Origin of the sequence: Gordonia crocea (genome assembly GCF_009932435.1) — a bacterium.
In the GTDB taxonomy this organism is placed as follows: Bacteria; Actinomycetota; Actinomycetes; order Mycobacteriales; family Mycobacteriaceae; genus Gordonia; species Gordonia crocea.
Genome location: NZ_BJOU01000001.1, coordinates 973081 through 986361 on the forward strand (window position 1 = coordinate 973081; position 13281 = coordinate 986361).

14 protein-coding genes and 1 riboswitch are annotated in these 13281 nt (G+C 69.9%); of the genes, 5 read left to right on the top strand and 9 right to left on the bottom strand.

Features of this window, described 5'->3' with window-relative positions; translation table 11 throughout:
* Nucleotides 1–24 precede the first annotated feature (24 nt).
* The 3 genes from nbrcactino_RS04680 to nbrcactino_RS04690 are packed head-to-tail and all read left to right on the top strand — an operon-like array spanning nt 25 to nt 2990.
* A complete protein-coding gene (locus nbrcactino_RS04680; protein WP_228460677.1) occupies nt 25–1740 on the top strand; it encodes an adenylate/guanylate cyclase domain-containing protein in 1716 nt (571 codons plus the stop codon).
* A gap of 16 nt (nt 1741–1756) precedes the next feature.
* The gene (locus tag nbrcactino_RS04685; protein ID WP_228460678.1) at nt 1757–2098 is read left to right on the top strand and encodes a TfoX/Sxy family protein; all 342 of its coding nucleotides are present in this window, start codon (nt 1757–1759) and stop codon (nt 2096–2098) included.
* 28 nt (nt 2099–2126) lie between these two features.
* A complete protein-coding gene (locus tag nbrcactino_RS04690) occupies nt 2127–2990 on the top strand; it encodes an oxidoreductase (RefSeq protein ID WP_161926308.1) in 864 nt (287 codons plus the stop codon).
* A gap of 12 nt (nt 2991–3002) precedes the next feature.
* Here nbrcactino_RS04690 and nbrcactino_RS04695 read toward each other — a convergent pair whose 3' ends face one another.
* The 4 genes from nbrcactino_RS04695 to nbrcactino_RS04710 all read right to left on the bottom strand — a co-directional run bounded on the left by nbrcactino_RS04695 (nt 3003) and on the right by nbrcactino_RS04710 (nt 7952).
* Nucleotides 3003–3488, bottom strand: coding sequence for a hypothetical protein (locus nbrcactino_RS04695; RefSeq protein WP_161926309.1), 486 nt, complete (start codon nt 3486–3488; stop codon nt 3003–3005).
* A 75-nt stretch (nt 3489–3563) separates the two neighbouring features.
* Complete coding sequence (locus tag nbrcactino_RS04700) at nt 3564–3890, bottom strand: DUF2200 domain-containing protein (protein ID WP_161927592.1); 327 nt, start codon at nt 3888–3890, stop codon at nt 3564–3566.
* Between the two features lie 26 nt (nt 3891–3916).
* Nucleotides 3917–5593, bottom strand: a complete 1677-nt coding sequence (locus nbrcactino_RS04705; protein WP_161926310.1) for a DNA repair helicase XPB — start codon at nt 5591–5593, stop codon at nt 3917–3919.
* Nucleotides 5594–5636: 43 nt separating this feature from the next.
* Nucleotides 5637–7952: a helicase-associated domain-containing protein gene (locus nbrcactino_RS04710; protein ID WP_161926311.1), complete on the bottom strand. Its 2316-nt coding sequence runs from the start codon at nt 7950–7952 to the stop codon at nt 5637–5639.
* Between the two features lie 80 nt (nt 7953–8032).
* Here nbrcactino_RS04710 and nbrcactino_RS04715 point away from each other — a divergent pair, with 80 nt between their 5' ends.
* Nucleotides 8033–8248: a hypothetical protein gene (locus tag nbrcactino_RS04715; RefSeq protein WP_161927593.1), complete on the top strand. Its 216-nt coding sequence runs from the start codon at nt 8033–8035 to the stop codon at nt 8246–8248.
* Nucleotides 8249–8344: 96 nt separating this feature from the next.
* Here the strand turns inward: nbrcactino_RS04715 and nbrcactino_RS04720 are convergent, their stop codons facing one another.
* The 3 genes from nbrcactino_RS04720 to nbrcactino_RS04730 all read right to left on the bottom strand — a co-directional run bounded on the left by nbrcactino_RS04720 (nt 8345) and on the right by nbrcactino_RS04730 (nt 10181).
* Nucleotides 8345–8989 (bottom strand): transglycosylase family protein, encoded by a 645-nt coding sequence (locus nbrcactino_RS04720; protein ID WP_161926312.1) that lies wholly within the window; start codon nt 8987–8989, stop codon nt 8345–8347.
* Nucleotides 8990–8995: 6 nt separating this feature from the next.
* Nucleotides 8996–9191: riboswitch (cyclic di-AMP (ydaO/yuaA leader) on the bottom strand.
* A 229-nt stretch (nt 9192–9420) separates the two neighbouring features.
* Entirely contained in the window at nt 9421–9966 is a 546-nt protein-coding gene (locus nbrcactino_RS04725; protein WP_161926313.1) for a flavin reductase family protein, read from the bottom strand.
* Nucleotides 9963–10181 carry a hypothetical protein gene (locus nbrcactino_RS04730; protein WP_228460679.1) on the bottom strand — a complete coding sequence of 73 codons (219 nt, stop codon included), beginning with the start codon at nt 10179–10181 and terminating at the stop codon, nt 9963–9965. The genes nbrcactino_RS04725 and nbrcactino_RS04730 overlap by 4 nt, the downstream gene beginning before the upstream one ends.
* Nucleotides 10182–10320: 139 nt before the next feature.
* On the opposite strand from nbrcactino_RS04730, the gene nbrcactino_RS18415 reads away from it, so the two are divergent.
* A complete protein-coding gene (locus nbrcactino_RS18415) occupies nt 10321–10734 on the top strand; it encodes a cold-shock protein (RefSeq protein WP_161926314.1) in 414 nt (137 codons plus the stop codon).
* Nucleotides 10735–10757: 23 nt separating this feature from the next.
* Here the strand turns inward: nbrcactino_RS18415 and nbrcactino_RS04740 are convergent, their stop codons facing one another.
* Entirely contained in the window at nt 10758–11378 is a 621-nt protein-coding gene (locus tag nbrcactino_RS04740; protein WP_161926315.1) for a DUF2771 family protein, read from the bottom strand.
* Entirely contained in the window at nt 11375–13255 is a 1881-nt protein-coding gene (locus nbrcactino_RS04745) for an MFS transporter (protein WP_161926316.1), read from the bottom strand. The genes nbrcactino_RS04740 and nbrcactino_RS04745 overlap by 4 nt, the downstream gene beginning before the upstream one ends.
* Nucleotides 13256–13281 lie beyond the last annotated feature (26 nt).

Here is a 13281-nt window from a genome sequence, read left to right on the forward strand (position 1 = left end):
CAATCGATTCCGACAGGAGGACGCGTGGCCGGCCGTTTTGCTGCCGCGGGCGTCCACCGGCGCACGCTGGTGGAGCGGTTGAAGCTGCTACACCAACAGCAGATCCTCGGCTTCGACCAACAGTCCTGGTCGGGGCTCACCGACGACGAGCGCAAGCGAATCGCCGGCGGCACGATCGCGGTGTCTTCGATCGCCCTGGTCGGCGGCAACACGGGGATCGGCCTGGAGACCTTCCTGCTGGTTCAACTCGCGCTGCGGGGCGGGCGGCTGAGCGAAGTGCTCAACCTCGACACGGCGATGATGTGGGCGATGGTCGTCGCCATCGTCGGCGGCACCCTGCTCAACCTCGTCTTCGGGCTGATCATCATGCGCGGACACCTGAACTGGTTCCTCTCGGGTGCGCAGCCCGAGCCGGGGCGCGCCGAGGCGATCCAGGGAATCCCGCGGCGCCAGGTCATCGGCACGATGGCGGCCTGGACGATCGCCCTGGGGATCTACGGCGTGACCGCGATCATCCTCGGTCGCGGAGCGATCGAATTCGTCGTCGTCACCGGGGCCTTCTCCCTGGCCGCGGTGGCCAGCGCCTGCCTCACCTATATCTTCGCCGAACGCGCGGTCCGTCCCCTGGCCGTGATGGCGATGCGCGAACAGAACTCGTTGCGTGCCTGGTCCGGGGTGCGCAAGCGGATGCTCGCGGTCTGGTTGGTCTCCTCGGCGGTGCCGATGGTCGGACTCCTCGCGATCAATGCCGGCCGCTACACCGGTCTGCTGCCCGCCGCGACGGGCACGGTGGACTGGGTCGCGGTGGTCGTGGCACTGATCGGCCTGGCCGCGGGGGCCCGCGTGGTCGTCCTCGTCGGGGCGGCGCTGGCCGAGCCGCTCGACGACCTCGCCGCCGCGATGAACGACGTCGAGCAGGGCGACCTGTCCACCCGCGTCGCGGTCTACGACAACTCCGAGCTCGGCGTGCTGCAAAACGGCTTCAACCAGATGGTCGACGGCCTCGCCGAACGCGAGCGGATGCGCGACCTGTTCGCCCGCCACGTCGGATCCACCGTCGCCGAGCACGCGCTGGCCCGCGGCGACGAGATGTCCGGGGCGACGACGCCCTCGGTGGGCGTGCTCTTCGTCGACATCGCCGGATCGACGACGATGAGCGCGCATCTGGATCCCGAGGCGGTGGCCGGTCTGCTCAACCGGTTCTTCACCATCGTCGCCGAGGTCGTCGACGAGCACGACGGCTTCATCAACAAGTTCGAGGGGGATGCGGCCCTGGCGGTGTTCGGCGCCCCGGTCGCCCTCGACGCGGCCGCCGCCGCGGCCCTGCGGGCGTCGCGGGAACTGGCGGACCGGCTGCGCGAGGAACTGCCCATCAAGTGGGGGATCGGGGTCTCACACGGCACCGTATTCGCCGGCGACATCGGCGCGCAGACCCGCTACGAGTACACGGTGATCGGCGACCCCGTCAACGAGAGCGCGCGCCTGTCCGAACTCGCCAAAGACGCCCGGGTACCGGTGGTCGCCAGCGGTGACGCGGTGGACGCGGCGGGCGACGAGGCCGACCACTGGGCTTACCGCGGTGCCTTCCACCTGCGCGGCCGGGTCGAGGCAACCCAGTTGTACCTGCCGGTCACCGTCGCGATGGAGATGACCGACAACCGGGCCACGGTGCCCACCGTCGCCGACGTCGTCCGCGGGCTGGCGCGGCTGCCCTTCCAACGAGTCGCGCGCCGGCGCTGAGGGGACGGAGGAATCGGTGGATGCACGCGATCGGCTGGTGGAGCGGCTGCGGGTCCTCCTCGCCGAAGAACCGGTGACGCGGGAGATCTCGATGTTCGGCGGCCGCGCCTTCATGGTCAACGAAAAGCTGGCGGTGTGCGCGATGAAGCAGGGTGAGCTGTTGATCCGCGTCGCCGCCGACGAGCAGGAGGCACTGCTGGCCCAGCCGGGTGCGGCGCAGGCCGAGATGGGGTCGGGTCGGGAGATGGGCGCCGGGTGGATCATCGTCGACGCGACGGCGATCGACACCGACGACCGGTTGGAGCCCTGGCTGGAACGGGCGCTGACCCACAACCGCGCGGCGACTGGCCGTGAATAGCCGAGATACAACGACAGGGAGACCAATCATGAAACTTGAACTGGGCGACCAGAGCGGCCGTACCGCCATCATCACCGGGGCCAACAGCGGCCTCGGCGCGCAAACCGCCACCGCACTCGCCGACGCCGGCGCCGACGTCGTGCTGGCCTGCCGCAACACCGACAAGGCGGCGGCCGTGGCCAATCGGATCGGCGCGAAGGCTCGGGTGGAGAAACTCGACCTCGCCGACCTCCAATCGGTCCGCGACTTCGCCGACCGCATCGACGGGGCGAATCTGCTGATCAACAACGCCGGGGTGATGGCGCTGCCGCTGCGGCGCACCGCCGACGGATTCGAGATGCAGTTCGGCACCAACCACCTCGGCCATTTCGCACTCACGCTGCTGATGCTCGACAAGGTCTCCGACCGGGTGGTCACCCTCTCGTCGGGTATGCACAGCCTGGGCCGGCTCGACTTCGACGACCTCAACTGGGAGAACCGCCGCTATCGCCGCTGGCGGGCCTACGGTGACTCGAAGCTGGCGAATCTGATGTTCGCCAAGGAGTTGGCACGCCGGCTCGAGGCGTCGGAATCGTCGCTGGTGTCGGTCGCCGCCCACCCGGGCTACGCGAGCACCGACCTGCAGGGGCACACCGAGTCGCTCATGGACGTGGTGATGGCGGTGGGCAACAGCGTCGCCGCCCAATCGGCCGCAGACGGGGCGATGCCGACGCTGTACGCGGCGACGAGTCCGGCGGTGCGCACCGGCGGCTTCTACGGACCGACCAAGTTCGGCGGTATGCGCGGAGCACCGGGACCCTCGTCGTACCGCGAGGTCGCCGACGACGAGGCGCAGCGCACCCGTCTCTGGCAGGCCTCGGAGGAACTGGTGGGGATCACCTCGCCGGTGTGACCGGCGCGGCGGTCAGCCGATGGTGAAGCGGACCGCGTTCGACGCGCCGGACACGCCGTCGGTGACGCGCGCGATGTAGCTGCCCTTCACGTTCAGCTTCCAGGCGTACTTCGAGGTGCACTGCTTGGTGGTGAACGGCTGTGGTGCATGCGGACCGGTGATCCGGACGGTCATCTTGCACTCGGGGCCGTTGACCTGGTCGCCGGCCTCGATGACCGAGTTCCACTTGACGCCCACCTTGGCGCCGACCGGGTATCCCGTCGACCGCGCCTTCGCGGTCGGGGCGTACACCCAGGTGTTGATCGACCGCACGCCGTTGGGGGCATTCTTGCGGCCCAGCTTGCCGTAGTGCTGCGGCTTCTTGTCCGACGACCCGAGGCTGCCCAAGTCGAGGCTGCCCGCGGAGCTGTCTGCGTGGACCGGAGCGGCGCCCAGGAGGACGGCGGCGGCGACCGCCGCCGGAATCGCGATACCGCGGACGAGGGGAGTGGTGCGCATGGACAACCTCTTGTCGAATCAACTGTTTAGGTCACGAAATGCTAACAGTCGTTTCTGTGAGGTCGCTGTCGGCGGTCAACCGCGCAGGATTTTGTCCATCGCCTTGCCCTTGGCCAACTCGTCGACGAGCTTGTCCAGACAGCGGATCTGGCGCATCAGCGGATCCTCGATGTCTTGGATCCGATAGCCACAGATCGAGCCGGTGATCAGCGCGGCGTTGGGGTTCATCGCAGGGGCCGCGGCGAAGAAGGTGGCGAAGTCGACCTGATCGTCGAGAACCCGGCGCAGCCCGGCTTCGTCGTAGCCGGTCAGCCAGGAGATGATCTCGTCGACTTCGGCCGCGGTGCGCCCCTTCTTCTCCGCCTTGGCGACGTAGTGCGGGTAGACGCTGGCCAGTGGCATCGCGAAGACGCGTTCAGTGCGTTCGGTCACGGCAGATCGTCCAGCCCGCCGTCGCCGATCGCCGGACCGAGGATGTCGTCGGCGTCGACGATCCGATACGCATAGCCCTGCTCGGCCAGGAACCGCTGGCGGTGGGCCGCATAGTCGGCGTCGAGCGTGTCCCGCGAGACCACCGAGTAGAAGTGCGCCTGTCCGCCGTCGTGCTTCGGCCGCAGCAACCGGCCCAACCGCTGCGCCTCCTCCTGGCGCGACCCGAACATCCCCGACACCTGCACCGCCACCGACGCCTCGGGCAGGTCGATGGAGAAGTTCGCGACCTTGGACACCACGAGCCGCTCGATCTCGCCGCGGCGGAACGCGTCGAAGAGCGCCTCGCGGTCCTTGTTCTTGGTGGAGCCCTGGATGACCGGTGCGTCGAGCGCCTCGCCGAGCTCCTCGAGCTGGTCGAGATAGGCGCCGATGACCAGCGTCGGTGCCCCGCGGTGCCGGTCCAGGATCGATTTCACGACGTTGACCTTGGTGTGCGCCGTCGAGCAGAGCTTGTACTTCTCCTCGTTCTCGGCGACGGCATAGGTGAGGCGCTCGGATTCGGTGAGCGTCACCCGGACCTCGATGCACTCGGCCGGGGCGATCCACCCCTGCGCCTCGATGTCCTTCCACGGCGAGTCGAAGCGCTTGGGCCCGATCAGGCTGAACACGTCGCCCTCGCGGCCGTCCTCGCGCACGAGGGTGGCGGTGAGCCCCAACCGGCGGCGCGACTGCAGATCCGCGGTCATCCGGAACACGGGGGCGGGCAGCAGGTGCACCTCGTCGTAGATGATGAGCCCCCAGTCGCGCGAGTCGAACAGGTCCAGGTTGCGGTATTCGCCCTTCGACTTGCGGGTCATCACCTGGTACGTGGCGATGGTGACCGGGCGGATCTCCTTGCGCTCGCCGGAATACTCGCCGATCTCCTCCTCGGTGAGCGTGGTCCGCGCGATCAACTCCCGCTTCCACTGCCGGCCCGCGACGGTGTTGGTGACCAGGATGAGCGTGGTGGCGCCGGCCTTGGCCATCGCCGCCGCGCCGACCATCGTCTTGCCCGCGCCGCAGGGCAGCACGACGACACCCGATCCGCCCGCCCAGAACGACTCGGCGGCCAGCGCCTGGTAATCGCGCAACTCCCAGTCCGACTGGTCCAACTCGATCGGGTGGGCCTCCCCGTCGACGTAGCCGGCGAGGTCCTCGGCCGGCCAGCCCACCTTGAGGAGGATCTGCTTGAGGCGGCCACGCTCGGAGGGATGGACGACGACGGTGTCGTCGTCGATGCGGGCCCCGAGCATCGGGGCGATCTTCTTGTTGCGCAGCACTTCCTCGAGGACGGCGCGGTCCAGACTGACCAGCGTCAGCCCGTGCGCCGGGTGCTTGACCAGCTGCAGCCGGCCGAACCGGCCCATCGTGTCCACGACGTCCATCAGCAGCGGCTGCGGCACCGCGTAGCGCGAATGCGACACCAGGGCGTCGACGACCTGCTCGGCGTCGTGGCCGGCGGCACGCGCATTCCACAGCGCCAGCGGGGTCACCCGGTAGGTGTGCACGTGCTCGGGGGCACGCTCCAACTCGGCGAACGGGGCGATGGCGGCACGGGCCGCGCCCGCGTCCGGGTGGTCGACCTCGAGGAGGAGGGTTTTGTCCGATTGCACGATGAGGGGTCCGTCGGTCACCCCACCATTGTCCACGATCAGTCGAGGAGCTCGACGGCACCAATCAGTCGAGGAGCTCGACGGTCGTGATCCGGTGGACCGACAGTTGCACCTCGTCGCCGGAGGGGGCCTCCGCGGCGATGACCCGGCCCGCACGCAGGAGCTGGACCTTCACGACGTGGCGCGACGCCTTGCCGTGCGAGTCGACGTAGTCCACGCGCAGGCGGCGCCCGGTGCGCATGGCCAGGGAAATCAGCGCGGTGACCGATTCGCCGCCGCCGCTGGCCCGCACGCCCTTGCCGGTCGTGCTCGCCTGCTGCGCGGCCGCATCGGCGGCGCGCATCCGGGCCACCACCGACTCCAACTGGTCGGCCGAGGCCACAGTGCCCGCCGCGCCGGTGCGTCCGGGCGGGCGTCGTTGTCCGGTGATGCGGACCGCGGCCTCCCGCACGTCCACCAGGGCACCGCTCGAGTCCTCGGCGGCGGGGGCGAACCCGGCGGCGCGCAGCCCGTCGAGCACGTCGCGCAGGGGGGCCGGCGACACCAGGACGGTCGGGGCCAGCGGCCGCAGCGCCAGGGCGTCGGCCTCGCTGCTGCGCAGGACCGCGGCCATGACGGCCGGATCGTCGCAGCGCACGAACGCGGTGGCCACCCCGACGCGCAGGGTTCCGTGCCGCCGGGCGACGTCCTCGACCAGGTAGGTCAACGACTGGGGGACCGGGGTCCTCGAATGGTTGGTGAACAGCGCGACCAGCTCGGCGCCGGTGCGGCCCGCGTCGAGGGCGCGGCGCACGCTGTGCTCGGTGACCCGGTACACCGACGCGGCGCCGGCCGATTCGAGATCGGCGACCAGCGCCACCTCGGCGGCGAGTTCGGGCGTCATGGTGCCGGGGACCATCAGGGTGAGGTCGGCCTGGGCGAGGAAGTGGTCCACGGGCTCCGGCAGGGCCGCGTCCATCGCCGCCACGAGCTCCTCGTCGGCCGGGCCGGACAACACCAGACGACCGATCTCGGTGAGGGCGCCGTGGGCGACCAGCCCCACCTCCGTCGCCTCGCGCAGGGTTTGGGCCACCGCGTGGCGGGTCAGCCGTCGGCGCATCCGGGGGCGCAACCACAGCAGGTGCGACACGAGGTCGTCGACGGTCGGCGCCACCCCCGCCCCGGCGACGTCCAGGACGTCGAGGACCAACCGCCGTTCCCGTCGGGCGGTCAGGTCGCCGACGCGGCCGCGCGCACCGATCACCGCGCCATCGACATCGCGTTCCCCGATCAACCACGGCCGCCGGTCCAGGCCCAGCCACGCGGTCGCCAGTCCCGCCCAGCGCCGCGCCGGGGAGTGGTGGGTCCAGGAATCCGCGGCGATGGTCGGGGCCCAGACGCGTTCGCCGTCGTAGCGGACCGGCTCCGGATCGGGGAAGCCGACGTCGAGGAGGTGGTGGGCGCCCAACAACTCGATGATCAGCCCGACCCGTTGTGCGCCCAGCCCGGTGTCCTTGGCGATCCGGCGCAGTTCGCGGATGCCGATGCCGCCGGAGCTGAGTTCGGGGGCCGGGAGGCGTCCCAGGCTGGTCAGCACATCGTCGGCCTCGCGCAACAGTTCCACGGCGGCGCCGGCGGCGGTGGCGGTCAGGTCGGTACGCCCGGTCGCCGATGTCGGCGCGGAGTCGGGCAGGGCCGGCGGGCGCAGGTTGTCGACGCGCAGCGGCGGCTCGGCGCGCAGCATTTGTGCGACGGTGGGTTCGATCTCGACCGTCTGCGGGTCGACGAGGGAGATGAGCCCGGCCGCCAGGAGGGTTGGGACCGGCCGGGTCGGATCGGCACCCGGACCCGCGTCGTTGGTCGTCCCGACGCTGGGGCCGGTGACCAGTTTGGTCAGCACGTCGCGCGCCGGGTCGTCGAGTCCGTCGAGCCGCTCGCGCCACTGTTCCGGCGTCCGGGTCGCGACGTCGGTGGCGACATGGCGGGTCCGCCACGGCAGCGCCGCCGCCGTGTGCCCGGCGATGTGCAGCCCGGCCTCGTCGCGCCACACCAACGCGCGGTCGACGAGGGTGGCCAGGTGGGCGTTGATCTGGGTCGCCGTGGCGCGGCCCTTCAACGCGCTGCGAATCGTCGCTTCGCTCACCGCGCGCCGGGCCTGCTTGCCGTGGGATCCGGCGCTCTGGCCCAACAGCACTTCGAGGATGGCCACGTGCAGCAGGTCGAGTTCCTCGCCGGCGCGGTTGATCGATCCCGACGACAAGGCGCGCTGGCCAAGGACGTTCACCCCGCCGGGCGGCGGGGACGCGAGATCGGGGCGTGCGACGAGTAGCGCGACGAGCTCCTCGTCGGATCGTTGCGCCAACGCGCGCGCCAATCCGCTCGGCTGGTCGTTGGCGCTCACCCCGACGAGTCTATGTGCCCGGGTTCACCGCTCGGCCGGGGCGGGCACATGGCACAATGACCGATGTGAGCGAGAACGAGATTGTCGAGGACGTCAAGAAGGACGTCGAGCAGGTCGTCGGGGAGTCCAAGCGCAAGTACGTGGACAACGGCTGGCCCTTCCCGGACGGCGACCACGCAGTGTCCGAGTTCGCCGCCGATCTGGCCGGTGCGCTGTCGCCCTTCGGTGCCACGCAGTTCCCGCTGCCGCAGGACGAGCTTCTCTACATCAACCCGCGGACGATCATCAACACCTGAGCAATTCCCGGCCGCGACGGCCGGTATCGACAGACAACAGCGCCCCGCACGTGATCGTGCGGGGCGCTGTTGTGTTGAGCTGTGCAGCCCTGTGCGTCAGTTGACGCCGGGGAGCTGGCCCTTGTGCTGGTTGTAGAAGTCAACCTGGCCCTTGTCCAGCTTGTAGCCGCTGGCCTTCGCCGCCTCCCAGATGTTGGAGACGGTCGGGTCCAGCTGGCCCTTGTCCTTGCGGGCCTTGACCACGCTGTCGACCTGGTCGCGGACCTCGTCGCTGTTCTTGGCCTTGGGGGCGGTCTTCAGCGAGGATGCCGGCGCGGTCTTGTTCTTCTTGGTCTTCAGGTTCGGCGACTTGCCGGGATCGCGCTGCGTCGGCCCGGAGAGGACCGTGCCGCAGGTCGGCCAGGCACCCTTGCCCTGGCTCGCGAGAACGCGCTCGGCGATCGCGATCTGCTGCTCCTTGGTGGCCCGGTCCGCGGTGGGCGCGTACTGGGTGCCGCCGTTGGCGGCCCAGGTGCCCGGCGAGAACTGCAGGCCGCCGTGGTAGCCGTTGCCGGTGTTGATGGCCCAGTTGCCACCCGACTCGCAGGCCGCGACGCGGTCCCACTCGGAGTCGGTCGCCGCGTGGGCGGTCGCGCCCGAGGCGAGGGCGGCGCCGCCGCCGATGACGGCGGAGGTCAGGGCCACCTTGGCGATGGTCTTGGAAGTGGTGCTGGTCGTCTGCTTACGGTGACGTCCGGACATAGTGAATTTTCCTCTCTCCACGCGCCTACGAAGTCAGCTGTCGGGTTCGAGCGAGAGGTTGCCCGGCCGCGGTGATACGGGTATCGGTGCGGCTACACCCCGAGGATTCCGGCCGACGGTATCGGCTGAAACCCGTTCTCACGGGAGAGGTTGGGTCCCCCGTCCTCATTCCTGAATTCTGTTGTTCGGGCGGCGCGGCTGGTGGAATGAGGTTCGGCGCGACCAGCTGCGTCGGTACTGCATCGGCTCTCGGGTGAGAACCTCCGACGAGACTACCGGGCAGATCGGCACGCTTCCTATTTGACGCAGAATTGGGTTTTTCCCCGGTGATCGGGTGCGTTCGGGGCAGTCTCGGGGTTCTCGCAGTTCAAGCACTGAATCCCAGTTCGTGTCCTTCTCGTTATCGATCCGTAATGTGACCAAGGTCACAGTCAAGACGTGGTGCCGGTCACGGCCCCCTCGGCGGCAGGATCGATGGTCAGGCGCCGGAAGGTGCTGGCGTGAAAGACCAGCGGGTCCACGTCGGGGTTGGCCGACAACGACCGGATCCGCAGCAGGACCACGGTGTGGTCGCCACCGGCGTATTCGGCGTGTAATTCACATAAAAGGTGGGCCGCCGCGCCCGCGACGAACAGCGCCCCACCATCGGTGCACAGGAGGTCCACCCCGTCGAAACGCTGCGGTGCCGGGCCGGCGAGCTGTCGGCACAGCTCGGACTGGTCGTGGGCGAAGACGCTGACCCCGATCACCTGGCGCGAGCGCAGCCGCGGCCACGTCGTCGACGTGTTCTGCACGCACACCGAGACCAGCGGCGGGTCCAGCGACACCGTCGAGAACGAGCTGGCGGCCATGCCGACGAAGGCCTCGCCGTTCTCGTGCGCGCAGACCGCGACGACCCCCGACGGAAAGCAGCTGAAGGCCCGGCGCAGGGCGTCGGGCGACTCCGCCGGTGCCAAATCGGGGGCGCGCCCGCTCATCGGGTCCGGCCGGCGGCCACCGTCGCACCGATCGCCAGCACCAGGCCGACGGGGGTGCACATGGCGACGAGGTAGACCGGCAGCGGTGCGGTGTGTCCGGACCACACGACCGGCACCAGATAGAGGATGCCCACCGACACGAGGCCGGCGAGGAACAGGGTCACGCCGAGCGTGAACAGAACCCGTGTCGAACGCTTCTTTGTTCCGGTGGCCATGCTGTCCACGCTAGTACCCACGCGCTATCATGGTCACCAAGGCTGCGTCTTGCTCGGCATTCAATGTCAGCAGGGCGCTTTTTCCGTGGCGTGCCAGACAGTGAGGTCGGGCGCGTCGACCAAGGTGAAGGTGAGCGCGGTGCCGACCGGCAAAGTGAAGTGGTACGACCCGGCCAAGGGTTTCGGATTCCTCTCGCAGGAAGGCGGGGAGGACGTCTACGTCCGCGCCTCGGCACTCCCCGACGGGGTCGAGTCCCTCAAACCCGGACAGCGGGTGGAGTTCGGCATGGCCGCCGGGCGCCGCGGACCGCAGGCGCTGTCAGTGACCGTTCTCGACCCGGCACCCAGTGTCGCGAAGAACACGCGGGAAGCGGCGCGCGAGGAGACCAAGCGACACACCCCCGACGAACTGCACGGGATGGTCGCCGACCTGATCACGCTGCTCGAGGGCACGGTGCAGCCGGCCCTGCGGCAGGGGCGCTACCCCGACCGCAAAATGGCGCAGCGCATCTCCGAGGTCGTCCGCGCGGTCGCGCGCGAACTCGACCGCTGAGTCCGCGCTGAGCCCGCCCGGCGTCAGCGCCGGGCGAACTCGCCGTCGGTGGCCATGCGCTCCTGGGGACGCTTGCCCGCCGCGGCCTTCCGATATGCGTCGAGAAGGGCCTGTTCGCCGGTCGGTGTCGTGTCGATGGCGAAGAAGCCGCGCCGGACCAACTCTTCGTCAGTATCCCCGGCGAGCAGTTTGGCGGGCAGGCTGATCTCGACGTTGATCAGGACGCGCTCGCGGGTCGAGGGCAGGTACAGCGGTGTGGTCCCGGCGCCCCCGGTCAAGGTCTGCAGGACCAGTTCCGAGCCCTTGGGCGTCAGATACTGCGCGACGATCGACCACGGGTCGCCCGACACGTCTTCGGAGAGCCGCACACGCAGGGTTGCGCCGACCGGAACGGGGAAGTGCGAGTAGCGCGTCGCGTCGATCTTGCGGAAATCGCCGTCGCAGTTGTTCATCTCGTAGTCGCACAACACGGTCGGGTGGATCGTGGCCGAGTCGGCGCCGACCGACAGGATCGCCTGCGGCCGCTCGTCGACGTGGGTGCGCGAGCCCCAGAACGCGGCCGCACCGACGATCACCGCCGCGTACAGCAGGGCCGAGACGGCGAGGATGGCGAGGGTCTTCTTCTCCGAGGCGGACAGATTCACGGGTTCTCCCGGGGGTGGCGGCGGTCGTCGTACGGCCGGGTCGGGTAGGCGCGGGTCGGGGCCGCGGTCGGTCCCGGGGGTTGGGCCCGCCGTGTCCTCGTCGGCCGGTGCAGCACCGTGGTCTGGGCGTCGACCGGTGTGGCGTCGACCGGTGTGGGAGCCGGCGGGCCGGGGCGGCGGAGGACCTCGGTCGGCATGGTCGGGGGCGCGACGTCGGGCCGGTGCCCGCCACCGATGCCGGGTACCAGCGTACGGCCGCGCAGGGTCAGCACCGTCTGCGCGAGGCCGAGCGCGAGTAGGACCGCTGCGACACCGAAGCCGATCGAGAAGGTGGATCGCGCCAGCAGCACCCCGGTGGTCGCCCCGAACACCCAGCCGAGTTGCAGCACCGTCTCCGACCGGCCGAACGCCGAGGCGCGCGACGCCTCCGGCAGGTCGGATTGGATCGAGGAGTCCAGGCACACCTTGCCGATCGCCGAACCCGCCGAGGCGATGAGTGCGGTGACCGATGCGGTGACGAGGGTGATGGCCGAGCCGTCCACCAGCAGCGGCAGGATCGCGGTGACCGTGGCGACGGTGAAGCAGGCGGCCACCACCCAGGCGATGATCCCGGCCGGATTCGACAGCTGCAGCCGGGTGCCGACCCCGTTGCCGAGGAAGTTGCCGACACCGGCGGCGGCACCGACGACGCCGAGCATCGCCATCTGCATCAAGCCGTCCAGATGATCCTGGTTGCGGGCGTAGAACGCGACGAAGAGGGTGAGGAATCCGGTGAGGATGCGGATGGTGGCATTGCCCCACAGCCCGGTGACCACCTTGCGCCCGAGGGGCTGGCGGATCGTCTGGGAGATGACCCGGCCGGCGCGGCGGGCGCGCTCGCGCGCCGAGACCGGGTCGCGGTCCGCGTCGGGTCGGTCGCGATAGGTCAGGGTCGTGGGGATCTCGCCCGCGGTCACCTCGACCCAGGACGGGATCTTCATGCAGTAGTAGGCGCCGAAGCAGGCGATGACGATCAGCCACAGCAGCGCACCCGGCCAGTGCATCGGCAACAGGGTGCCCAACATCATCTCCGCGGCGGCGGCCACCGCGCCGCCGACGATGGTGCCGCCGATGAGCGCGAAGATCGTCAGCCGGGAGTTGACGCGCACCAGGTCGATGCTCGGCGGCACGACGCGGGGGGTCACCGCCGACTTGAGGACGCCGAACGACTTGGACAGCACCATGAGCCCCAGCGCGCACGGATACAAGATCCACGGGTCGTATTCGAGCTGTTGGCCCACCGAGTCCCACTGGTAGTTGGTGACGATGAGCACCGCCAAGACGGCGCGGGCGACGAAGGTGCCGGCCATGGCCATCCGCCGGCCGTGTTGCAACCGGTCCAGGGCCGGTCCGATCAGCGGGGCGATAAGGGCGAACGGCGCGATGGTCAGCAGCAGGTAGAGCCCCACTTTGCCCTCGGACCCGCTGGCCGCGGCGAAGAACAGGGTGTTGGCCAGTGCGATGGCCATGGCAGCGTCCACGGCGGCGTTCGCGACGACTGGCACGGTCAGGGCGGTCAACCCCGAGCGGTCGGCGCCGTCGGCCGTCGCGGCCCGCGTGATCGTGTCGATCCCCTTGTTGGTCAGGCGCCGACTGCGCTGAGCCGCGCGTCGCCCGAACGAGGGCTTCGTTGTCGTCGGCGGTGGCATCGCCGACGTCGGTTCGGCCGGGGTGGGAGTCGGGCCGAGGGGTGGCAGGTGCGGGTTTTGGGTCGCCCGGTCCTGGGACAGATAGGCGGTTTCGACGTCGGGTGGGATACCCGGACCCGCGTCGGGCACCGGATAGCTGCTCGCGCCGGGGTGGGCGCGGCCGGACCGCGGGTGCTTGCCAAGACTCACGCCCACAATTCTTCCCTATCGGCCCG